This window comes from Streptomyces poonensis, assembly GCF_014650915.1.
Classification (GTDB): domain Bacteria; phylum Actinomycetota; class Actinomycetes; order Streptomycetales; family Streptomycetaceae; genus Streptomyces; species Streptomyces poonensis.
Genome location: NZ_BMVW01000006.1, coordinates 113030 through 135372, shown reverse-complemented (window position 1 = coordinate 135372; position 22343 = coordinate 113030). Strand labels below are relative to the sequence as shown.

Here is a 22343-nt window from a genome sequence, read left to right as displayed (position 1 = left end):
GACGACGTGGCTGGATTCAGGATCGGACGCGGCCGGAACAACGGCGCTCCTCAAGCGCGACCGCAAAACCCCCCGTACGGGCAGCAGCAGGCCCAGGCTCCGCAGGGCGGCGGCTCGTCGTACGGCTATCCCCAGGCGCCGCAGCGACCGCAGTACGGCGGACACGCGGGCGGCCACGGCGGCCGGGCCGAGTCCGGCTGGCCGCAGGCGCACGGCGGCAACCACGGCGAGCCGGAGTACTTCGGCGACGACGGCGGCCACGGCTACCCCGGCCCCCAGAGCGCGGGCAGGGGTCCGGGCCCGGACCCGTACGCGGCCAACAACCCCGGCCACACCCAGGCCTTCTCGATCGACGAGGACCCGTACAACCAGAGCGGCACCTACCGCGCGGGCCACGCACCGCCCGCGCCGGCGGGCCCGCGCCTGGGCTGGAAGGACCTGCTCAAGGGCATCGTCACCAGCCCCAGCCAGACCTTCCTCGTCATGCGCGACTACGCGATGTGGGCCCCGGCCCTCATCGTCACGTTCCTCTACGGCCTGCTCGCCGTCCTCGGCTTCGACGCCGCCCGCGAGGACGCGATCAACGCCACCCTGGACAACGCCGTCCCGATCTTCCTGACGACCGCCGTCGCCATGGTGGTCAGCTTCTTCATCCTGGGCGTGGTCACCCACACCCTGGCCCGCCAACTCGGCGGCGACGGCGCCTGGCAGCCCACGGTCGGCCTCTCCATGCTGATCGTGACCCTCACGGACGCGCCCCGCCTGATCGTCGCCATGTTCGCGGGCGGCGACGCGTCCTTCGTCCAGATCCTCGGCTGGATCACCTGGGTGGCGGCGGGCGCCCTGCTGACCCAGATGGTCGCCAAGTCGCACGACCTCCCGTGGCCGAAGGCCCTCGGCGCGTCGGCGATCCAGCTGATCGCGATCCTGTCGCTGATCAAGCTGGGCACGTTCTAGGAGCCACCGGTACGAGGGAAGCCCCCGGCGCGAGAAGCGCCGGGGGCTTTTCCACGACGGAGCGCACCGCCGACAACTCCGAATTCACCGGAGAATCGAAGACGCGCGAGTTCCCGGAACGCCCCGGAACACTCCCGGAATACCACGGAACACCCCGGGACACACGAAACACGTGCGATGCTCCACGAATTGGGTCCACGAATTCAGAACGGGTAACGAATTCGGCGATCCGGAAACAAGGAGCGCCTGCACGCGAGATCCACGAGCAGGGCGGCAGTGCACTGGTCGGTACCGGCGGACCGCACGGAGCGTCGGGAGACCGGGCGCCCGAGCGGCGCCTTCCAGCGCACGGGAAGTGATGCACCATGCCAGAGCCCAAGTCGTCGTTGGCACGGCGCGGCAGGGGATTGGCCCGCACGACATGCGTGGCCGTACTGCTCCTCGTCGTCACCATCGCCGGACCCACTATCGCGCAGGCCACCGACACACATTCCGCTCACCGAGCGGAACATGGCACCGCGATGGTCCAGCAAGCAATATCAAACGCTCAGATCGACGAGATCAAAGAATTCATCGCCCAACTCGTCCGTGATTTCGCAGAAATCATCAAGCCGAGCATCTCGGTGCAGTTCGGCGTGACCATGGCGGTCACCCTCGTCGGCGGATACACCCTGTGCAAGATTGTGATCAGCTTGCGGCGTGGCGGCCGCCGCAGCCGCCGGGACCACGACGATCACTACATCTGCCACGAGCACCAGCTCTGCCACGCCTGCCACGGCACTCGTCGGGCCCACCGGTGAGCCGGAGCGACCTCGCCACGGCCTGCCGGAACCGTCCGCAGGCCGTGGACCATGTTGCTGTCTGTCTCGCCTCAGGCGTCGAGAACCTGACCACTCCGCTTCACGACGGGGGGCTCGACGGACCACGGGAAGTTGATCCAGTCATCCGTCCGCTTCCACACGTACTCGCACTTCACGAGGGAGTGGGACTTCTCATAGATCACGGCGGACCGCACCTCGGCGACGGTGCCGAGGCAGAAGTCGTGGACGAGCTTCAGCGTCTTGCCGGTGTCGGCCACGTCGTCCGCGATCAGGACCTTCTTGTCGGAGAAGTCGATCAGGTTGGGCACGGGCGCGAGCATGACGGGCATCTCCAGGGTGGTCCCCACGCCCGTGTAGAACTCCACGTTCACCAGGTTGATGTTCTTGCAGTCCAGCGCGTACGCCAGCCCGCCCGCGACGAAGACGCCGCCGCGGGCGATCGAGAGCACGATGTCCGGCTCGTACCCGTCGTCGGCGACGGTCTGGGCGAGCTCGCGCACGGCGACGCCGAACTGCTCGTAGGTCAGGTTCTCTCGTACGTTGCTCACGTCGCTCTGCTCACACCTGGGTTCTGTGGAAATTGACGTAGGACCGGGAGGCGGTCGGCCCGCGCTGCCCCTGGTAGCGGGACCCGTACCGCTCGCTGCCGTACGGGAACTCGGCCGGCGAGGAGAGCCGGAACATGCACAGCTGGCCGATCTTCATGCCCGGCCAGAGCTTGATCGGCAGGGTCGCGAGGTTCGACAGCTCGAGCGTCACGTGCCCCGAGAAGCCGGGGTCGATGAACCCGGCGGTGGAGTGGGTGACGAGGCCGAGCCGCCCCAGCGAGCTCTTCCCCTCCAGCCGGCTGGCGAGATCATTGGGCAGCGTGATGACCTCGTACGTGCTGGCGAGCACGAACTCGCCGGGGTGGAGGATGAACGGCTCGTCCCCCTCCGGCTCGACGAGCCGCGTCAGATCCGTCTGCTCGACGGACGGGTCGATGTGGGGGTAGCGGTGGTTCTCGAAGACCCGGAAGTACCGGTCGAGACGCACGTCGATGCTCGACGGCTGCACCATGGATTCGTCGTACGGATCGATCCGCACCCGACCGGCGTCGATCTCGGCCCGGATGTCCTTGTCTGAGAGAAGCACGCCCCGAGGATACGCAAGACGCGCGGACCGCCCGCAACCGGACGACCCGCGCGCCTGCCGGCCTCTGTCACGGGCCGGCCCCTGCTCGCGCTGCCGCTAATGCCTCGCGACTGCCCCTACCGCCACCGGTACGGGCACCGCGCTGCGCAGCCGGGCACACCGCGGACAGCGGATCAGCCGTCCGGGGCCGAGGCGCTCGGCCTGCTGCATCGGGAACGAAGCGGTGCTGAACACGTGCCCATCGGCACAGCGGACGACGGTGCGTTCCATCAAGTCCTAGAGTCCCTTCCCCAAGAGCCGCGTCTGTCTGTCGACCTGACGACGAAGGCACACATTACGGGATGAAAGGGACGGCCCTCCAGGCGGCACTCCGGCCCCACGCGGACCCCCGGCCACACCCCCACCGTATGCCCCAACTCCCGTGCCGCACACCCGGTTCCAGCCCCCGGACAGCGGCGGGCCCCACGGCTTCACCACCGGGGGCACGACATGAGGTAGAGTGACGACGCGTCCCGACACCGGTTCGATCCGGCGTCTCGCGCGGGTGTAGTTTAATGGTAGAACATCAGCTTCCCAAGCTGAGAGCGCGAGTTCGATTCTCGTCACCCGCTCCAGCAGAAACCCCCAGGTCATCGACCCGGGGGTTCTTTGTTGTCTGGACCAGTGGGCGGGCGGCTAGGTGGCGGGCCCGGACTGTGCCGTGTGACCGACGGCGTCCGGGCGTGCCGACCAGGATGTGAGGAAGGCCAGGGCGTCGTGGGTGGGCGTGCCTGCCGGGGCGGTGTAGGTGACCAGGATCTGGTCGGAGGCCGTACCGAGCTGCATCGTCTGCCAGTCGAGTTCGAGGCCGCCGACGACCGGATGGCGCAGGTGTTTGCGCCCCGCGCTGGGGATGCGGACGCCGTGCCCGCTCCACCAGCGGCGGAAGTCGGCGTCGCGCACCGACAGCTCGCCGACCAGTTTGGTCAGCCGTGGGTCATCGGGGCTGTGTGCGGCATCCATCCGCAGCCGGGCCACCGTTTCGGCGGCGACGGACTCCCAGTCCTCGTACAGTCCACGGACGCGGGGATCGAGGAACACCAGCCGGACGAGGTTGCGGTGCTCAGGGCGCAGCCCGGCGAAGTCGCGGAACAGGGCGGTCGCGGCGGCGTTCCAGGCGAGGATGTCGAAGCGGCGGCCGAGCACGAGGGCGGGAGTGTGGGTCAGAGCGTCCAGCAAGTCCTGCACGGGGGAGGCGACCTTGGCCGGCGTGCGGGGGCCACGGCGTGACGGGCGCGACCGGACGAGCAGGCGCATGTAGGTGAGTTCGTCGTCGGTCAGCAGCAGTGCGCGGGCCAGGCCGACGAGGACATTGTCGGAGGCCGTCGCTACTCGGCCCTGTTCGAGGCGGGTGTAGTGGTCGACGCTCACGGCGGCCAGCTGTGCGACCTCCTCCCGGCGCAGACCCGTTACTCGGCGGGGGTTGCCCACGGGGGGCAGCCCGACTTGTTCGGGAGTGATCTGCGCCCGCTTGGCCTTGAGGAAGTCTCCGAGCTCGCTCACGTCCACGAGTGTCACATCCGCCGGTCGTGCCGTTCCTGGGGCTGTCGTCCCCAGGAACCGCGTGCCCAGCCACGACACAGCTCTGGGCGGCCCGCATGAGCAGCGCAATGCTCGGTGGGCACGCAACGGACACCCCCGACGAAAGGCGCTGATGTGTCTGCTCTGCCCTTGGACGCCGCCATCCGTATCGCCGCCGCCGGCGAGACCGCGGCCAAGGAGATCGGCACCGCGATGAACATCGCCATCGTCGATGCCGGCGGCCACCTTCTGCACTTCACGAGGATGGACGACGCCTGGCTCGGTTCGATCGACCTGGCGTTGAGGAAGGCCAAGACCTCGGTGCTGTTCCGGATGCCCAGCGCAGCACTCGGCGAGATCTCCCAGCCGGGCGGCCCTGTCTACGGTATCGAGCACAGCAACGGCGGCCTGATCTCCTTCGGCGGCGGTATGCCGATCGTGGACACCGACGGCCGTACGGTCGGGGCTGTCGGCGTCTCCGGCGGCACCGCCGACCAGGACGTCCACGTCGCCGAAGCGGCCGCCCGGGCGTACTGACCCGTCCACCCACCCAGCCGCCCCAGCCGTAGATCACCTCGGCTTCCCGAGCTGAGAGCGCGAGTTCGGTTCTCGTCACCCGTTCCAGCAGAAACCCCCGGGGCGTCGCCCCGGGGGTTCTTTGTTGTCCGGTCCGGCTAGTCCCTTTCGGAAGTCGCGTATTCGGACGCCGCGTGCTCTCTGCGTGCCGTGGGCCGAGGTGACACGATCAGCTGTCCTGGCAGGTCCGGCGGCACCGGGGTCCCGTCCCGGTCCCACCCTGCGGTGGTCCGCGCGTAGCCGTACACCACCGACGCCATCGCCAGGATGAGCAGTGGTCCGAACGCCCACGGGTGTGCCGCCATCTGCATCGGCAGCCAGCGAGCCGATATCAGGATTGCGGCGAAGACCACCGCCCCGTAGGCGACCAGCCGGATTCCCGTCCGGTCCCAGCCGCGGTCGAACGAGCGCAGCGCTGCCTCGATCGTGACGGTGAACACCACGCCGGCTACGAGATCGATGCCGTAGTGGTAGCCGAATCCCAGCGTCGCGCTGAGCGTGGCGATGAGCCAGAACGTTCCCGCGTAGCGCAGGATCCGTGGGGCCCTGCGGGAGTGGATGAAGATCGCGGTGGCCCACGCCGTGTGGAGGCTGGGCATGCAGTTGCGGGGTGTGATCGCGTCGTACGGGACCGGGTGCGGGGGGCCGGCCGGCGGTGGCGTGTCCGGCCACAGGTTGGCCACCGCCCACGGCTCGCCGCCCGTGCCGAAGGCGCCGGTGCCGTAGGTGAAGACCGGTCCGACCACAGGGAAGATCATGTAGATGGCCGGCCCGAGGAGGCCGATCACCAGGAAGGTGCGGACCAGGTGATGGCGCGGGAAGCGGCCCTGGGCCGCCACGTTGCGCAGCTGGTACAGCGCGACGACGACCGCGGCCACCGCGAGCTGGACGTAGACCCAGTCGAGGACATGGGCGCCGACCGGGCCTGTGGCCTCGACGATCCGGCCCACCACCCATGACGGGTTGCCCAGCGCGTGGTCGGCGGTGGCCACGTACTCGTCGAGCACCATCGGGCGCGTCTTCGAGGTGATCAGCAGCCAGGTGTCGCCCGTCTTCCGGCCGGCCACCAGCAGGAGACCCAGCCCGGCGCCCTTCAGCAGCAGGACACGTTCCTGGCCGGTGCGGCGCGTGACAGCGATGACCGCACAGCCCAGAATCACCCACAACGCGCCGTTGCCGAAGGAGTGCCCGTCGGTCACTTCGGCATCGGCCGCCCACCTCACCAGCAAGAAGGCGACGTCGATACCGATCGCGGCACCGACCGCGATGAACCGTTGCCGCCAGGTGAGCACCACCATCATCAACGCCATACCGGCATACAGCAACGGCCCCGAAGCGGGGGCGGATATCACCTCTTTCGCCTGGTTGGTCATCGGCCCCGGTAGGCCGTAGCGGCGTGCGGCGACTTCCAGCACGATGAGAAATCCGAGGGCCGCCGCACCCGCCACGGCCCAGAGTCTCGTCCGCGGTCGACGCCACACGGAGGGCGTATTTCTGGGGTGTATTCGCGCAAACACCCGCGATGTTATGTGTCTCAATCTTCGGTCGCTTTGCTTGCTTTCGGTTAATTAGTGCTGGTTAGTGTTGATCAGTCATCAGTCATCGGACGTGTTCTCAGAAAGCTGCTCGTCGGCAGAGGAAGACGAGAGGATCACCCTCCGGGTTCATCCGGAGCTTCACGACAAACCCCCGGGTCATCGACCCGGGGGCGTGCTGTCCAGACCGGCTGCCTTGGGATCACTTGGTGAAGGTGAAGTACTTAAGGACCGTCGCGGAGTCGGCCGCCGCCGGACCCGCCGCTCCCGCCGCCAGGGCCGCGGAACTGAGAACGACCGCGAGTGTCGTCGCGATCGACATGCCGCGTCTGCGAGCAGTGATGTGACCCCCCACGTAGAAGAAGCCCGGTGCTCACCGGGCGGTCATGAGCCGGCAGCACGTCCCCCCTCACACCGACGACGGGTGTGTGAACGCTGCCGAGAACGCAGCGTATGGCATGCAAGTGCCCATGACGGATCGGAATCCGCTCGGTGACTCGCTCGGCGACTCGGTCGATACTCGCTCGATGACCCGCTCCATGCGAAACCCCCAGGTCAGAGACCTGGGGGTGCGCGCTTGGATCACGGACCTCACGAACTTCGGTTCAGCGGCTCGGCCGCTCACTCATAGGTGATGTCCGAGGTGCCGTAGCGGCAGAACGTGCCGTCCGGGCCGCTGCCGAGAGCGGTCGGCTCGTCGCCGTCGTCGTTGCCCTGGAAGCGCTCGCAGATGGTGATGTCCCGGTCGTCGTCGCCGACGACGGTCACGTTCGAGAGGGTGGCCGTGTCCCCGTAGTTGGAGTTGATGCCGGCCAGGACCTTGCCGGGGCTGGTGACCACGACGTTGTCGATGACCACGTGGCGCTCGTACTGGGTGCCGCAGTTGCCGCAGGAGCGGTACAGCTTGCCGAAGTCCTCGACCTGGAAGTCCTTGATGGTGAGGGTGCCGGCGCCGTTGTGCTGGAAGACCTTGTCGTCCGCGCCCTTCGCACCGCCGCCCTGGACCAGGTACGTCGCGGAGGAGGACTTGCCCTTGAAGGTGGCCGCGTCCTCGCCGACGTTCTCCCACCACACGTTCTGCAGGGTGCAGCTGCCCGAGCAGTGGATGCCGTCGGCCGCCGGGGAGCCGAGGACGACGTTCTTGAGGACGGCGCCGTCGGCCAGCTTGAAGATCGGGTCCTGGCCCTCGTCCTGGCCGTCGCCGCCGAGGTCGCCGGAGCCGTAGTGGCGGGCCAGGCCGCCGTCGTAGGTGCCGGACACCTCGATCGTGGCGCTGACCGCCTTCGAGCCGGTCGCGGTCGGCCAGCCGGTGAGCGCGGGGGAGGAGGGCGTCGCGCTCGCGGACGCCGTCGCGGACGGGGAGGCCGGAGCAGTCACGGACGGCGAGGGGGAAACGGGGGCGGACGCGGTCGGGGAGGACGAGGCCGGGGAGGACGGGGCCGGAGTGTCGGAGACCGTCGTCAGCGTCCAGGTCTTGCTGCTGACCGAGTCGCAGGAGTTCTGCTGCGCCAGCCCGTCCTTGATGTTGAGGCACTTGGCGCTCTTGCCGTTGACCAGCTGGTACCCGTCGTCGACGGCGGTCGCCTTCCACACCTGCGACGTGCCTCCGTCACAGTCCTGCTGCTGGACCGGCTTGCCGGCGGAGGTGGCGGCGCCCTTCACGCCCACGCACAGGCCGCTGCCGACGGCCTGGACGGTGAAGCCGTCGCCCGAGGTGCTCAGTTCCCACTGCTGCCCCGTACCGCTGCCACAGGCCGCCGTGGCCAGCTGCACATCCGCCGCGGTGCTCGCCGACGGCACGTCGAGACATGTGTCGTCCGCGCCGTTGACCAGGCGGTACGTACCCGCGCCGGGGCCCGAGGCGGAAGCGGTCATCAGCACGCCGCCGACGATCGCGCCACCGGTCAGCGCGGTGGCCAGCACACCGGTGATCACGGTCCGGCGGCGGTTGGTCCGCCTGCGCCGGAGCTTGCGCAGGGTCGCTCTCTCGCTCACTGGGTCTTCCTTCGTCCGAGGGGTTTCGCCTGGTGGTCGCCACCGCTCGGGCAAAGGTTGCCGATCTTCTTTTCTCCGGGTGCACTCCGGGTGCGATGCGGGGTCGCCTCTCGGTCGGCCCCCCGTCACGCACAAGATCTACCGCTACACCGCCCATCCCTCGCGGCTCGTGCTGCCGTTCACGGCGCGCGAGGCGGCTGAGGAGTGAGGGAGGCCCGAAAACCCCGGAGCTCGTCATGAGCATGTTGTTAGGCTCCCTCCACGCGCGTGGGGGGAGCGGCCGGGGGGCCGGGGGAGACACCAGAGCGTTGCCGTACGTCCCACCATGCCTTCTTCTTTCCTTCATTCCTTCAGGAGGAACGGTGGCCCGACTCGGCCGAGACCGGCACAGACACAGACATGGACCAGTACCGGGCTCACGCTCGGCACGCCTCGGCACGCCGGCGGCACGTACCGCGGCGGTCCTGGCGACGGCGCTGGCCCTCGGCCTCCCGCTCGCCGCCGTACCGTCCCCGGCGGCAGCCGCTCCGCAGCCCGCCACCGCGGGTGAGACCGTACTGCCCGCCGCCCCGCGGGCCGTGCCCAGGGCCACGCAGATCCTCAACGCGGGGACCAGCGGTTTCCTCTGGGCGCAGGAGGGCGACGACCGGCTCCTCTGGACCGATTACGCCACCGGCACCACGACCGCGCTGGAGCAGCGGCTGGATGTCCCGGTCCAGTACGACATCGACAGCGGCTACTTCCAGCAGTCCGGCTCCTTCCAGCCCGGCAACTACGGGGACGGGTCCGACACCGTCGCCCTCTATTCGGCGGAGGAGTCGCAGGTCACCCTCCTCCAGGGCGCGGGGGTCTCGGGCGGCACCGCTGTGGTTCCGGTGCCCGAACACCACACCTATCAGGGCACGTTCGGCAGCACCGTCCTCACCAGCACCGGCAGCGTCAACGGAAACCCGAACGCCTACCAGCTGTGGCGTGTCCAGGACGGGGGCGGGATCGGGCGGACCCCCGTGACCGGGCTGCCGGACGGCGCGTCGGACATCACCGTCGAGGACGGCGACGCCCGGTCCGTCATCCTCCGCTACAGCACCGGTGACAACGAGAACGGCTGGGCGCACTGGGGCATCGTCGACCTCGCCACCGGTGCGTTCAGCGCGCTGCCCGACCGGGTCGATCCGGAGGAGGGCTGGGAGGTGACCGGCTTCCGGCTGGGCGCCGACTCGGTGCTGCGGCTGCGCAGCGGGCGCTCCCTGGCGGACGTGTACGACCGTGCCGACCTGTCCGCCGCGCCCCGCACCTTCGACACGGGCGCACTGTCCTACCAGGCCTCGTTCGGCGTCGTCGGTGACACGCCGCTCGGCCTCGAACCGGTGTCGCCCGGCGACAACAAGTACCGGGGCCAGCCACTGTGGGCCCTCACCTCCGACGGCACGGACACCGGCCTGACCGAGGTCATGAACCCGGCCGCCCACGGAATCGTCCAGGCGCCGGACGGCTCCGTGCTCGTGGCGGGCGCCGAGCAGTACGTCGAGCAGGGCGACCTCGACTGGGGCGTGTACCGGATCGCCCAGGCCGCCGACGGCTCGGTCACCCGCAGCCGGCTGACCGCCGTGGGGCCGATGCCCGCGCAGATCAACGGCCTCTCGCTCGGCAGCGGCATCCTCACCACGGCCGACAACAGCACGCTGTACCAGCCGAACACCATCATCGGCGCCTACCGCAGCACCTGGCTCACCACGAGCGGCACCCCGGCCGTCACCAGGGCCACCGTGGACGGTCTGGTCAGCGGAAGGGACGGCGACTGCTACGCCGGCAACACCCGCTGCATCCCGATGCTCGCCGACGGCACCGGCCACCACGGCCGCCGCCACGCCACCGAGTCCGGCCTGACCATGCTGCGCGCCAACGGCGCCACCGACTGGGGCCCGACCCTCGACACGGGCGACGACGCCCCGCAGCTGAAGGGCCTCTCCGGGCGGTACGCGGTCGTCGACAGCGCCTCCTCCGGCTACCAGTACGTCGGCGAGTTCGCCGCCGACGGCCCGGCGGGCAAGGTCCTGCAGAAGCGCGACCGGGTCGCCGCCGCCGTCTGGGGCAGCACCCTGTGGAGCGGCGCGGCCACGGGAGGCACGGTCACGGCCACCCGGCTGCCGTCCGGCACCGCCGTGGAGTCCTTCACCACCCGCAACGGCTGCACCCCGTCCGACCTCCAGGCCGTGGGCCGCTGGGTGTACTGGGCCTGTGCGGACGGCTCGGGCACCGCGGCGGGCGCGGGCGTCTACGACCGTACGACCAAGCGCACCGCCACCGCCCCCGCGGGCCGGGTCCTCCTCGGCGACGGCTACCTCGTCGAGCGCGTCGGCGGCACCCAGTCGGGCAGCGGACTGAAGCTCATCGACCTGCACGGCGGGCTGCCGTCCAGTGGCAGCCACACGGACCTGCCGAGCCGCAAGCTCGCCGACTGGACCGACCTCGGCCGGGACAACCTCGGGGCGGGCACCACCTGGACCGTGGACCGCTTCGGCGGCGGCGTCGCCTACGCCGACCGCGAGCAGCGCGTCCACCTCGTACCGACGGGTGTCCCTGCGTCGGCCCTGTCGGTCATCGACTCCACGGTCACCTCCGGGGCCGCGAGCTGGTCCGGCACCTGGTGGCTGTCCAAGCCCGCCGCCTCCTGGAAGGTGACCGTCCGCAACAAGGCGTCCGGCGCCACCGTGCGCACCCTGTCCGGCTCCGCCGCCCGCGGCCTGCTGAAGGCCGCCTGGGACGGCAAGGACTCCGCGGGCCGCCTCGTCACCAACGGCACCTACACCTGGACGCTCACCGCTCTGCCCGCCGACGGCCAGGGTGCCGCCCGCACGCTCTCCGGCACCGTCAAGGTGACGGCCGGGGCGGCGGCACCGCGCGACCACGCGGGGAAGGACGGCGTCGGCGACGTCCTCACCCTCGACTCCTCCGGCACCCTCGCCGTCCAGCGCGGCACCGGCACGGGCAGGCTGAGCGGCAAGGTCTCCGGCGCGGGCTGGCCGACCACCGCGAGGTTCGTGCCGTTCGGCGACCTCAGCGGCGACCGCTGCAACGACGTCCTGGTGCGGCTGAGCAGCGGCGCCCTCCGCGCCTACCGCCCGGCCTGCGGCACGGCGGCGACGCCCTCGACGCCGTACACCGCGGTCGGCACCTCCGGCTGGACCCAGTACGACGTGCTGACCTCGCCGGGTGACGTGAGCGGTGACGGCAGACCGGACCTGGTCGCCCGCAACCCCTCGACCGGGGCGGTCTACCTGTACAAGGGCACCAGCACGGGCAAGCTGTCGGCGCGCGTGAAGCTGTACGGCGACTGGAGGACGTACAAGAAGGTCGTCGGAGCCGGTGACCTGAACGGCGACGGCATCGGCGACCTCCTCGCCCAGGACAAGTCGAACAACCTGTACCGGTACGACGGCACCGGCAAGGGCACCTTCAAGGCCCGGGTGAAGGTTTCCTCGAACTGGGGCGCCTCCTACAACGCGGTCGTCGGCGCCGGTGACATCTCCGGCGACGGCAAGGCGGACCTGGTCTCGCGCGACACCGGCGGCAACGTGTACCGCCAGAACGGCAACGGCAAGGGGTCGTTCGGCGGCCGTACGAAGATCGCGACGGGCTGGAAGGGGTACAAGGCCGTCGTCTGAGGGCCGTCCACCTCGTGGCGTCCGCTGCCGGGTCCCGGTCTTCCGGCCCGGGCCCGGCAGTTCGCCGCGAGTACTGCGTTCCCGCCCCTGCCTGTAGGTTCGAAACGATCACCGCCACGAGCGCTGGATCGCTGAGGACGAGGGGGACCCATGGACACGGCCACCATCACGGCGCGGCTGGATCAGGCGCGCACCGCGGACACGCGGGTACGGGACCGCATCGTCGACGAGGTGGCCGGCGAGCTGCTGGCGGCGGGCACTCCGCCCGCGTACGAGGTGGCCTCGGCCGATCTCGTCACGGATCCGTACTTCATGTCCGCCGACCGCTACTGGCGGCGGCGCTTCCACGACCGGCCGACGGTCCGTACGGCGCTGGAGTGCGCCCGCTGGGTGACGGACCATGTGGCGGACGGGGAGCCGGGGTGTGGTCGCCGAGCAGTGGGGACTCGGCAACGGGTTCCTCAACCGCGGGAGCGTGGAACCGGCGGCCGACCTCACGGCGGCGGCCGTCGAGGTGGGCCCGGGCGTCACGGGTGAACGCATCGCCTTCCTGCTCACGCTCTTCCACGCGGGCAAGCTGCGGGCCAACTTCTGCTTCGACGAGCTGCACGCGTTCCTCCTGTCCTCGCCCCTGGCCGTGGCCGCCGGCCGCTTCCGCGAGGATCCCGTGTTCCTGGCGCTCCAGTCCTTCGCCGCGTTCGGCAGCCGGGCGCTGACCGTCGCGTACGCCACCGAACTGCTGGAGCGGGCCTGGTCGGCGCCCGGCCGCACCCGGCACACCGTGGACGTCTGCCTCAACGGGCTGGCCTTCGCCGCCCCGTTCGAGGGCCAGGGCGAGCTGCTGCGCCGTCATGCGGAGGAGGCGGTGGAGGCGTATCCGCGCGACCACATGTTCCAGGCGCGGCTCGCCACCGCGCTGCACATGTGCGGGCGGCACGACGAGGCGCTGGAGCGCATCGACACGGCCCTCACGCTGCTGGCCGCGAGCCCCACCGCGAGCCTCGGAGTGCTGCAGGACCAGTACCTGACCAGACGGGACGCGATCCAGGAGGGACGGCTGCGGGCCCTCAGAGACGCGGAGCAGCAGCGCCGCTGGGAGAAGCAGGCGGACGCGAACGTCCGGCTGGAGCGTTCGCTGCACACCTCCTCCGTGCGCGTCGTCGAGGTCGTCGCCGTGTTCACCGCCGCGATCGCGTTCGCCGTCGGTTCCCTGCAGGTGACGCTGACCGGCACGCTCTCCCTGGGCGACCGGCTCTGGCTGCTGGCCGCGCAGGGCGTGGGACTGGCCCTCTTCGCGCTGCTCATAGTGGGCGGCACCTGGCTGATCACGCGCAGCCGTCGTCAGGGGGACCACGCGGGCGGGTGACGGACGGGTGGAGGCGTCGGAGGTCCTCCCGGGGTCCCGTACGGGGGAGGGCGCCGGCGGCGGTGCGGCAGGGGACGGCCGTATCCGTACCGCCGGGGCGCCCACGCCCCGTCAGCAGACCCTCGTACCGCCCTCTCGTACCGCCCCTACAGCCCGTACCGGTACTTCAGGTGCCGCCAGAAGTCGCGCAGCATCCACTTGTCGAACTCGGTGACGGCCGTCGCGCTGCCCGCCTTCATCAGGAAGCAGCACTGGCCGGTGGGCGACCAGTCGTAGAAGTCGTCCAGGCCGAAGGTGTGGCCGACCTCGTGCAGATAGATGTGGATGTCCTCCTGGCCGAGGGCGCCCGTGAAGTACTCCTGGCCGACGCGCTGGCCCCAGTCTCCGCCGGCCCCGCCCTGGAAGCCCTTCGTGAGCCACAGGGACTGGTCGTAGTGGCGGGTCACTCCGCCGGGGCAGCGTGAGTAGTTCCCGTCCTGGTGGAAGAAGCGGCCGCAGTCGGGGGCGCACTGGGGCGCGCCGCCGCTGTCGAGGATGCCGGTGTAGATGTCCACGGAGTTGTCGGTCCACTGGAGCGTCGAGCGGTTCTTGACCGCCCAGCCGACGATGTCGACCTTGACGTCCGTGTACGGCCAGGCGTTGTGGCCCGTGCCGTTCTCCACCATGGCGGACATCCATTTCCCGAACTGCTTCTTCAGCGCCGCGTGGACGCGGTCGCGCAGCGCGGCGCTCACCGGGGCGTCGGACTCCCAGCGGACGCAGTAGTTGACGGAGCCCTTGTTGGCCATGACCTGGTCCCAGCCGTAGTTGCGGAAGCCGTACAGGTCCGGATAGGTCGACTCGACGTGGTTCCAGACCTCGGTCAGCGGCTGGACCAGGCCGGACGGCGGGTTCCACTGGTCGGCGGCCGCCGTGCGGGACGCCACGGCCGCCGTCTCCGGGCCGGCCGGGACGGTGGCGGCCTCCGCGCCGGGTGACACCGCGCCGGTCACCGCGATCAGCGCGGCGAGGACGGTGAACAGATGCGCGAGGTACTTGCGCATGCGAACTCCTCGTCGTGGGGGATGGGTTCGTTCCTCCCCTGGTCGCCGCCACCGGTCCGGAGGTTGCCGCACCCGCCTCCTCCCCCTCCTCCCCCTTCCTCCCTTCCCTCCCCTCCCTCGTTCGGGCGACCGGCGCGCACACCCCCGGCCGCGCCGCCCCGCCCGCCCCGTACCGGCCGCACGGCCCCCGACACGGGAACCCGTCCGGTGGATGGACGTGCACCGTTTGCCGTTTTCCTGGATCTTTGACAGGTCAAGTGGCCGTTTTGTGCGTTAACTGGCTTCTTGTGGACCTACGAACGATTTAGGGAAATGTAGGGAAGTTGATGGCTGCACAAACGGAGCCGACGGAGCCGGTCACCCTGGTCCCGGTCGAGGGACCTCGCGGCAGGGGCCGCGTCGTGGTGTCCTGGCTGACGACGACGGACCACAAGAAGATCGGGAACCTCTATCTGATCACCTCGTTCATCTTCTTCCTGTTCGGCGGCGCGCTGGCCCTGCTGATCAGGGCGGAGCTGGCCCGTCCCGGGCTGCAGATCCTCTCCACCGAGCAGTACAACCAGATGTTCACGATGCACGGCACGGTGATGCTGCTGCTGTTCGCCACCCCGAGCTTCTCCGGCTTCGCCAATGCGATCATGCCGCTGCAGATCGGCGCGCCGGACGTGGCCTTCCCGCGGCTGAACATGTTCGCGTACTGGCTGTTCCTGTTCGGCAGCCTGATCGTGCTGGTCAGCTATCTCACCCCCCAGGGCACCGCCGACTTCGGCTGGACCGCCTACTCGCCGCTCACCAGCGAGGAGCGCACCCCTTACGTCGGCGGTGACCTGTGGATCATGGGGCTGGGCCTGTCCGGCTTCGGCACCATCCTCGGCGCCGTCAACTTCATCACCACCATCGTGTGCATGCGCGCCCCCGGCATGACCATGTTCCGGCTGCCCCTGTTCACCTGGAACGTGCTGCTCACCTCGGTGCTCGCGCTGCTGGCCTTCCCCGTGCTCGCGGCGGCGCTGCTGGCGCTGGAGGTGGACCGGCGCTTCGGCGCGCAGATCTTCGCGCCCGAGAACGGCGGTGCGCTGCTGTGGCAGCACCTGTTCTGGTTCTTCGGCCATCCGGAGGTCTACATCCTGGCGCTGCCGTTCTTCGGCATCATCACCGAGGTCATCCCGGTCTTCTCCCGTAAGCCGATCTTCGGCTACATGGGTCTGGTCGGGGCCACGATCGCCATCACCGGGCTGTCCGTGACCGTGTGGGCCCACCACATGTTCGCCACCGGCGGGGTGCTGCTGCCGTTCTTCTCCTTCATGTCCTTCCTGATCGCGGTGCCCACCGGGGTGAAGTTCTTCAACTGGATCGGCACGATGTGGCACGGCTCCCTGTCGTTCGAGACGCCGATGCTCTGGGCCTTCGGCTTCCTCGTGACCTTCCTCTTCGGCGGGCTGACCGGCGTGCTCCTCGCCTCCCCGCCCCTGGACTTCCACGTCACCGACAGCTACTTCGTCATCGCGCACTTCCACTACGTGGTGTTCGGCACGGTCGTGTTCGCGATGTTCGCCGGGTTCCACTTCTGGTGGCCGAAGCTGACCGGCACGATGCTCGACGAACGCCTCGGCAAGCTCCACTTCTGGACGCTGTTCGTCGGCTTCCACACGACCTTCCTGGTGCAGCACTGGCTGGGCGCCGAGGGCATGCCGCGCCGGTACGCCGACTATCTGGCCGCCGACGGCTTCACCGCGCTCAACATGGTCTCCACCATCGGGTCGTTCCTGCTCGGCCTGTCGACCCTGCCGTTCCTGCTCAACGTGTGGAAGACCGCCAAGTACGGCAAGCGCGTGCAGGTCGACGACCCCTGGGGCTACGGCCGGTCGCTGGAGTGGGCCACCACCTGCCCCCCGCCCCGCCACAACTTCTGCGTCATGCCCCGGATCCGCTCCGAGTCCCCCGCCTTCGACCTGCACCACTCGTACGAGGCCCAGCTGGACATGGAGGAGAACGTCGGCCGGCGCGACGTGGTCGACGCCAGCGGCCACGACGACACCGCCCACGGCAGAGACCGGTCATGACCGGCGACCGGCCCGACGTACCGCCGCGCGGCGACCGGCCCGGCGCGCCGCCCCGCGACGGGCCCGGTCTGCCGCCCGCCGAGCAGGCCGCCGCCTTCGTCAACGAGGTCGAGGGCCATCTCCTCGCCCACGCCGAGCGGGAGCGGGCCCGGCGCGAGGCGGAGGCCCTCTGCGCCCGGCTGCCGTGGCTGACCGGCGCGCAGGCCGAGGACGTCACCCGGCACTACACCGAACAGCGCCTCGACCTCACCCGGGAGCTGCTGCGGGCCACGATCGCGCGGGCGGCGGAGCTGCGCGGCGAGTACGAGGCCCGTTACACCGGCCTCCGCCGCAGCCTGCTGAAACGCCACGCGGCCTGTGCGGCGACCGTGTTGGCCTGCGCCGCCGCGGTCAGCACGGTGCCGACCGCCCTGACCCGCTAGGGCGCGGGCGGCAGACGGCAGACGGCACCAGGCGGTGGGGGCACAGCCGTCGGCAGCACTGGAAATGCGGCCGGAACAGCACTGTCCTGGCCGGCCGTTCGGGGGGACCCGGCCGCGTGCAGTCCAAGTCCCTCCGGGAGGAACCCATGACCTTCAACCCCCTCGAACAGCGGGGCATCCCGCTGGACCGGCAGCTGCGCAACTGGCGTGAGCTCGACGTCGAACCCCTCGACCCCGACCACTGCGACCCCTACACCCGCTGCCGCGTCATCACGATGAACGGCATCGAGGTCGAGGCGATCCTGTTCAGCCACCACCTGTCCAGGAACACCGTCGACCCCGACGTCAAGCGGCAGCTCGCCCGGACCCGGTACATCGAGGCCCAGCAGCAGAAGGTGGTCAACTGGCTGCTGCCCGGCACCTCGTCGGTGCTGGAGACGACCATCGCGTACGAGCAGGTCGCCGTCGACCTGACCGCGTGGGTGGCCCGGATGGAGCCGGACCCCTATCTGAAGCAGGCGTACCAGTTCGGCGTGCTGGAGGACTTCGACCATCTCTACCGGTACGCGAACCTGTACGAGATGATCGAGCACCGCAAGGCCGAGTCGATCGTCGACGACCTGACCGAGGTCATGCCGGGGCGGCCCACCAAGTACCACCACCGCGACCCGGTCGACAACGTCCGCGACCCGTACGACAAGGCGCGGGTCGACCCGCTGTCCAGGCTGCACGCGTTGACCATCATGTCGGCCGAGCAGCAGACCATGAACTTCTACATGAACACCGGCCCCACCTACATGGAGCCGATCGCCCGCCAGCTCTACCAGGAGATCGGGCTCATCGAGGAGGAGCACGTCACCCACTACGAGTCGCTGGTCGACCCGGGCGAGACATGGTGGGAGCAGCTCGTCAACCACGAGTACAACGAGTGCTACCTCTACCACTCCTTCATGGAGCAGGAGTCCGACCCCAAGGTGAAGGCGATCTGGGAGCTGCACCTCAACATGGAGCTGGAGCACCTGCACACCGCCTGCGACCTGATGCGCACCTTCGACGGCCGCGATCCGCAGGAGATCCTCGCCCCGCAGCTGCCGAACGTACTCACCTTCGAACCGAACAAGGCCTACCTGCGGGAACTTCTCGACACCCAGATCGACCTCACCACCCTGGGCGCCGGCTACGTACGCGAGGCGCACGAGCGCTTCGAGCAGATGCAGGCCGGCATCCACGGCGGCGAGGAGCCGCCCAGCGAGCGCGTCATGGCGCAGCACCAGGAGATGTTCGGCCGCGAGTACCGCCTGGAGACCGAGGGCGAGCACCCCGACTCCCGGCTGCGCGAGAAGTGAGGGAGGAGGCGTCATGAGCGAGAGCAAGAGCGAGAGCGGGATCCGCACCCCGCAGGCCGGTGACGACCGCGCGCCGGACGACGACGTGGTGGGCCTGCTGATGCGGCAGCACGGTGACATCCGCAACCTGTTCGACGAGGTCGAGCGGTCCACCGGTGACGCCCGCCGGGATGCCTTCCACCGCCTCGTACGGCTGCTGGCCGTGCACGAGACGGCGGAGGAGGAGGTCGTGCACCCCGTCGCCCGCCGGGCCTTCCCCGGGGGCGAGGAGATCGTCGCGGACCGGCTGGCCGAGGAGCACGGGGCGAAGGAGGCCCTGTCCGTGCTGGACGGCATGGACACCGACGACCCGCGGTTCCTCCCCCTGCTGCTCGACCTGCGCGGGGACGTCCAGCGGCACGCCCGGGCCGAGGAGCGCTACGAGTTCACCCATCTCCGGCGCAGCGCCGACCCCGCCCGGCTGTCGGCCATGGCCAAGGGCGTCAAGGCGGCGGAGGCCATGGCGCCGACCCGCCCCCACCCGGGAGCCGAGTCCGCGGCGGCCAATGTCGCCCTGGGGCCGGTCGCCGCGCTGGTGGACCGGACGAAGGACGCGGTCCGCAAGGCCATGAAGGGCTGACGCCCCGGGGGTCCGACGTTCGGGGACCGGACGTCTCCCGGCCGCTCACGGTGACGCCGGCGGCGCACCCGGAGCGGCACCCCGGGAGGCGCCCAGGTCCCGCACCGTGCCGCCCACCTTCTCGCGCAGCGGCTCCAGCAGCTCCGGCCGTGCGGTGATGGCCCAGCGCGGCCCCACGAGGTACCGGCCCCCGTAGACGGCCGCACTGTCGAGCCAGGTCAGCTGGTACCTCTCCGCGGGGAAGGTGGTGATGAGGTACTCGCCCTCGGCGGTGCGGCAGACCCCCTCGCGCAGTTCGTCCGCCTCGACGCGGATCTCCGCCTCGCAGCCGGTCAGCGAGGCGATGACCTCGACCCGGGCGGGCGCCGCCACGGTGGTGTCCGCTCCGGTGCCGTCCCCGCCGCCGCATCCCGCGGCCAGGGGCAGGAACGCGAGGCCCGCGGCTGTCGCCGCGCCGCTCACCCGCTGCCGCTTGCTCGGCACCGCTCTCCTCCGTGTCCGCCGTGTCCGCCGTGTCCGCCGTGGTCCTCCCGGGCTACCCGCCGGAACGTACGTACGGAGCCTCGGATCACTCACCTGGAGGCCCCCGGCGTGCGCGCTGGGAACCGTCTTCGTCACAAAGGGCTGAACCGGTGATCACATCAGGTGAATAATGAGGCGGGAAGGCGTCTCAGAGCAGAGAGGGTCGCCGTGGGGACCGACAGGGACAGTGAGGTCACCGGGCAGCGGTTCGACGTGGCCGATGCCGTGCCGCTGCTGCTCGACGCGCACGGGACGGTGACGAGCTGGACGCGGGACGCCGAGCGGCTCCTCGGCCACCCGGCCGCCGCGGTGCTCGGCAGGCACGCCGGCGCGCTGCTGGTTCCCGAGGACGCCGCCCGCGTCACCGCGCTCGCCGAGGACCACCGTGCCGGGGGCGGCGGCTGGACCGGCGTGCTCCGTGCCCGTCACCGAGGGGGCTGGAGCGTGCCGCTGATGGTGCGGGCCGTTCCCCTGTGGGGTTCCTGGCCGGCCGGGCGGGAGCGGGGACGCGGGCCACGGCACGCCGGGGCCCACCACTGGGTCGTCCTGCTCTCCGACATGGCCGGCGCGCCCGGCTGGGACATGAGCCGGAGCGTGCTGGAGAGCATGGTCGCGCGGTCGCCCGTCGGCATGGCGATCGTCGACACCGAGCTGCGGTTCGTGTGGGCGAACGCCGCACTGGAGGTGTTCGGCGGCGGCCCCGCGCACGAGCGGATCGGCCGCCGGCTCGCCGAGGTGCAGCCCGGTCTGGACGCCGAGCGGCTGGAGGCGCAGATGCGCCAGGTGCTGCGGACCGGTGAGCCCGTCGTCGACCACGAGCATGTGGGCCTGCTGCGCTCGGCGCCGCACCGCGAGACGGCGCACACGATGTCCTTCACCCGGCTCGACGACGACGCGGGCAGACCCCTCGGCGTGTACTACACGGTCATGGACGTCTCCGAGCGCCACCGCGCCCGGATGCGGCTCGCGCTCCTGGACCGGGCCGGCGAACAGATCGGCCGCACCCTCGACGTCGCGCGCACCGCGCAGGAACTGGCCGACGTGGCCGTGTCCGGACTCGCCGACTTCGTCGCCGTCGATCTGCTGGACTCCGTGCTGAGGGGCGCCGAGCCCGGGCCGGTGCGGGGCGCGGACGCGGTGCCGATGCGGCGCGCCGGGCAGCGGTCGGTGCACGAGGGCGCGCCGGAGGCGGTCGCCGGGGTCGGGGCGCCGGCCGCCTATCTGCCCGGTACGCCCCCGGTGCGCACCCTGGCCGAAGGCGTGCCGTGGTGCCGGTTCCGGATCGGCCCGCTCGACCGGGAGTGGTCGGACACCCGGCCCGGCGGACGGCAGGCCACCTTCCGGGAGCTCGGGCTGCACAGCGTGATGATCGTGCCGATCCGGGCACGCGGCATCACGCTCGGCATCACCACGTTCTTCCGGAGCGGCCGCCCGGAGCCCTTCGACGAGGAGGACCTGGACCTCGCCGAGGAGCTGGTGGCGCGGGCCGCCGTCTGCGTCGACAACGCCCGCCGCTACACCCGGGAGCGCAACGCGGCCCTCGTCCTGCAGCGCAGCCTCCTGCCACGCTCGCTCCCCGAGCAGGACGCCGCGGACGTGGCCGCCTGCTACCGCCCCGCCGACGAGCTGGCCGGGGTCGGCGGCGACTGGTACGACGTCATCCCGCTGCCCGGCGCCCGCGTCGCCCTCGTCGTCGGCGAGGTCGAGGGGCACGGCATCGACGGCGCCGCCGCGATGGGCCGGCTGCGCACCGCCGTCCGCACCCTCGCCGACCTCGACCTGCCGCCCGAGGAGGTGCTCGCCCACCTCGACGACCTGGTCGCCCAGTCCGCCCGGCAGGCAGGCACCGGTCCGGACGCGGGGAGTGAGCAGACGGTCGGGGCGCGCTGTCTGTACGTGGTCCACGACCCGGTGTCGGGCGCGTGCGCGATGGCCGCGGCCGGGCACCGGGCGCCGGCGCTGGTGTCCCCGGACGACGGCTCGGTCCGGTTCGCGGACGAGCTGCCGATCGGGCCGCCGCTCGGTGTGAACGGCCCGCCCTTCGAGTCCCTGACCCTGGAGCTGCCGCCCGGTACGGTGCTCGCCCTGCACACCGACGGCCTGCTGGCCGAGTCGTCCCCGGCGCTGCTGGGCCGGGCCCTGGAACGGCCGTCCGGCACCTGTCTCGACACCCGCGCCCAGCGCGTGGTCGACACCCTGGTCCCGGCCCGGCCCGGCGACGACGTGGTGCTGCTGCTGGCCCGCACCCGGCGGCTCGCCCCCGGCCGGGTCGCCGACTGGGAGCTGCCGCCCGACCCGGCACTCGTCGCCCAGGCCCGCAGGACCGCGACCGGGCAGCTCGCCGCCTGGGGCCTGGACGAACTGGCGTTCACCACCGAGCTGGTGGTCAGCGAACTGGTCACCAACGCGATCCGGCACGCCACCGGCCCCGTACGCCTCCGGCTCATCCTGGACCGCACCCTGATCTGCGAGGTCTTCGACGGCGGCGCCACCGCCCCCCACCTCCGCCACCCCCGTACCACCGACGAGGGCGGCCGGGGGCTGTTCCTGATCTCCCAGTTCACCCAGCGCTGGGGCACCCGCTTCCTGCCCGAGGGCAAGGTGATCTGGGCGGAGCAGGCGCTGACGGGGGTGGAGGGGTAGGGGCGGGAGCGCCCTGCCCGGCGGGGTCGGCGCCTGGGACGGCCTCGTCAGCGCCTGGGACGGCCTCGCGTACGTC

At 70.8% G+C, this 22343-nt stretch carries 18 protein-coding genes, 1 tRNA gene and 1 pseudogene; 11 read left to right on the top strand and 9 right to left on the bottom strand.

Annotation, left to right across the window (positions count from 1 at the left end):
- Positions 1-6 precede the first annotated feature (6 nt).
- Both IE242_RS17495 and IE242_RS17490 read left to right on the top strand, forming a co-directional pair.
- A complete protein-coding gene (locus IE242_RS17495) occupies positions 7-957 on the top strand; it encodes a Yip1 family protein (RefSeq protein ID WP_189860189.1) in 951 nt (316 codons plus the stop codon).
- A 365-nt stretch (positions 958-1322) separates the two neighbouring features.
- Complete coding sequence (locus IE242_RS17490; protein WP_189860187.1) at positions 1323-1757, top strand: hypothetical protein; 435 nt, start codon at positions 1323-1325, stop codon at positions 1755-1757.
- Positions 1758-1828: 71 nt separating this feature from the next.
- Here IE242_RS17490 and IE242_RS17485 read toward each other — a convergent pair whose 3' ends face one another.
- Together IE242_RS17485 and dcd are read right to left on the bottom strand one after the other, a co-directional pair.
- Complete coding sequence (locus tag IE242_RS17485; protein ID WP_189860186.1) at positions 1829-2326, bottom strand: phosphoribosyltransferase; 498 nt, start codon at positions 2324-2326, stop codon at positions 1829-1831.
- Between the two features lie 10 nt (positions 2327-2336).
- Positions 2337-2912: a dCTP deaminase gene (dcd, locus tag IE242_RS17480; protein ID WP_189860184.1), complete on the bottom strand. Its 576-nt coding sequence runs from the start codon at positions 2910-2912 to the stop codon at positions 2337-2339.
- Positions 2913-3452: 540 nt separating this feature from the next.
- Between dcd and IE242_RS17475 the strand changes: the two genes are divergently transcribed.
- Positions 3453-3526: transfer RNA gene (locus IE242_RS17475), tRNA-Gly, on the top strand.
- A 61-nt stretch (positions 3527-3587) separates the two neighbouring features.
- Here IE242_RS17475 and IE242_RS17470 read toward each other — a convergent pair.
- Positions 3588-4454 carry a helix-turn-helix domain-containing protein gene (locus IE242_RS17470; RefSeq protein WP_229859042.1) on the bottom strand — a complete coding sequence of 289 codons (867 nt, stop codon included), beginning with the start codon at positions 4452-4454 and terminating at the stop codon, positions 3588-3590.
- A 153-nt stretch (positions 4455-4607) separates the two neighbouring features.
- Between IE242_RS17470 and IE242_RS17465 the strand changes: the two genes are divergently transcribed.
- Positions 4608-5009 carry a GlcG/HbpS family heme-binding protein gene (locus IE242_RS17465; RefSeq protein ID WP_189860180.1) on the top strand — a complete coding sequence of 134 codons (402 nt, stop codon included), beginning with the start codon at positions 4608-4610 and terminating at the stop codon, positions 5007-5009.
- 137 nt (positions 5010-5146) lie between these two features.
- On the opposite strand, the gene IE242_RS17460 is transcribed toward IE242_RS17465, so the two are convergent.
- From IE242_RS17460 to IE242_RS37745, 3 genes and pseudogenes are all read right to left on the bottom strand, one after another.
- Positions 5147-6496 carry a phosphatase PAP2 family protein gene (locus IE242_RS17460; RefSeq protein ID WP_189860178.1) on the bottom strand — a complete coding sequence of 450 codons (1350 nt, stop codon included), beginning with the start codon at positions 6494-6496 and terminating at the stop codon, positions 5147-5149.
- Between the two features lie 708 nt (positions 6497-7204).
- The gene (locus IE242_RS37750) at positions 7205-7960 is read right to left on the bottom strand and encodes a pectate lyase (RefSeq protein WP_229859092.1); all 756 of its coding nucleotides are present in this window, start codon (positions 7958-7960) and stop codon (positions 7205-7207) included.
- A 126-nt stretch (positions 7961-8086) separates the two neighbouring features.
- Positions 8087-8458, bottom strand: a pseudogene (locus tag IE242_RS37745) (RICIN domain-containing protein); the annotation flags it as partial.
- A gap of 482 nt (positions 8459-8940) precedes the next feature.
- Between IE242_RS37745 and IE242_RS17450 the strand changes: the two are divergent.
- On the top strand, positions 8941-12243 hold the full coding sequence (locus tag IE242_RS17450; protein WP_229859040.1) for an FG-GAP-like repeat-containing protein: 3303 nt from the start codon (positions 8941-8943) through the stop codon (positions 12241-12243).
- Positions 12244-12425: 182 nt separating this feature from the next.
- Here the strand turns inward: IE242_RS17450 and IE242_RS38595 are convergent, their stop codons facing one another.
- On the bottom strand, positions 12426-12557 hold the full coding sequence (locus IE242_RS38595) for a hypothetical protein (RefSeq protein WP_268249467.1): 132 nt from the start codon (positions 12555-12557) through the stop codon (positions 12426-12428).
- A gap of 110 nt (positions 12558-12667) precedes the next feature.
- Between IE242_RS38595 and IE242_RS17445 the strand changes: the two genes are divergently transcribed.
- Positions 12668-13609, top strand: coding sequence for a hypothetical protein (locus tag IE242_RS17445; protein WP_229859038.1), 942 nt, complete (start codon positions 12668-12670; stop codon positions 13607-13609).
- 146 nt (positions 13610-13755) lie between these two features.
- Here IE242_RS17445 and IE242_RS17440 read toward each other — a convergent pair whose 3' ends face one another.
- Positions 13756-14652, bottom strand: a complete 897-nt coding sequence (locus IE242_RS17440) for a hypothetical protein (RefSeq protein ID WP_189860177.1) — start codon at positions 14650-14652, stop codon at positions 13756-13758.
- 326 nt (positions 14653-14978) lie between these two features.
- Between IE242_RS17440 and ctaD the strand changes: the two genes are divergently transcribed.
- From ctaD to IE242_RS17420, 4 genes are all read left to right on the top strand, one after another.
- Positions 14979-16715 (top strand): aa3-type cytochrome oxidase subunit I, encoded by a 1737-nt coding sequence (gene ctaD / locus IE242_RS17435; protein ID WP_189860175.1) that lies wholly within the window; start codon positions 14979-14981, stop codon positions 16713-16715.
- A complete protein-coding gene (locus tag IE242_RS17430; RefSeq protein WP_308436766.1) occupies positions 16712-17137 on the top strand; it encodes a hypothetical protein in 426 nt (141 codons plus the stop codon). The genes ctaD and IE242_RS17430 overlap by 4 nt, the downstream gene beginning before the upstream one ends.
- A gap of 146 nt (positions 17138-17283) precedes the next feature.
- Positions 17284-18483, top strand: coding sequence for a hypothetical protein (locus tag IE242_RS17425; RefSeq protein ID WP_189860173.1), 1200 nt, complete (start codon positions 17284-17286; stop codon positions 18481-18483).
- A 13-nt stretch (positions 18484-18496) separates the two neighbouring features.
- Positions 18497-19102 carry a hemerythrin domain-containing protein gene (locus IE242_RS17420; RefSeq protein ID WP_189860171.1) on the top strand — a complete coding sequence of 202 codons (606 nt, stop codon included), beginning with the start codon at positions 18497-18499 and terminating at the stop codon, positions 19100-19102.
- A 45-nt stretch (positions 19103-19147) separates the two neighbouring features.
- Here IE242_RS17420 and IE242_RS17415 read toward each other — a convergent pair whose 3' ends face one another.
- Complete coding sequence (locus tag IE242_RS17415) at positions 19148-19585, bottom strand: hypothetical protein (protein ID WP_189860169.1); 438 nt, start codon at positions 19583-19585, stop codon at positions 19148-19150.
- 207 nt (positions 19586-19792) lie between these two features.
- On the opposite strand from IE242_RS17415, the gene IE242_RS17410 reads away from it, so the two are divergent.
- A complete protein-coding gene (locus IE242_RS17410; RefSeq protein ID WP_189860167.1) occupies positions 19793-22267 on the top strand; it encodes a SpoIIE family protein phosphatase in 2475 nt (824 codons plus the stop codon).
- Positions 22268-22343: the final 76 nt, after the last annotated feature.

Bases quoted from the DNA above. Each gene is read 5' to 3' on its own strand.
- IE242_RS38595 (WP_268249467.1), bottom strand. From the start codon at position 12,557: ATGAAGTACGGATCCGTGACGAGATCGGCCGAGGCCACCTCGTACGCG.
- ctaD (WP_189860175.1), top strand. From the start codon at position 14,979: ATGGCTGCACAAACGGAGCCGACGGAGCCGGTCACCCTGGTCCCGGTC.
- IE242_RS17425 (WP_189860173.1), top strand. From the start codon at position 17,284: ATGACCTTCAACCCCCTCGAACAGCGGGGCATCCCGCTGGACCGGCAG.
- IE242_RS17420 (WP_189860171.1), top strand. From the start codon at position 18,497: ATGAGCGAGAGCAAGAGCGAGAGCGGGATCCGCACCCCGCAGGCCGGT.
- IE242_RS17440 (WP_189860177.1), bottom strand. From the start codon at position 14,652: ATGCGCAAGTACCTCGCGCATCTGTTCACCGTCCTCGCCGCGCTGATC.
- IE242_RS17430 (WP_308436766.1), top strand. From the start codon at position 16,712: ATGACCGGCGACCGGCCCGACGTACCGCCGCGCGGCGACCGGCCCGGC.
- IE242_RS17490 (WP_189860187.1), top strand. From the start codon at position 1,323: ATGCCAGAGCCCAAGTCGTCGTTGGCACGGCGCGGCAGGGGATTGGCC.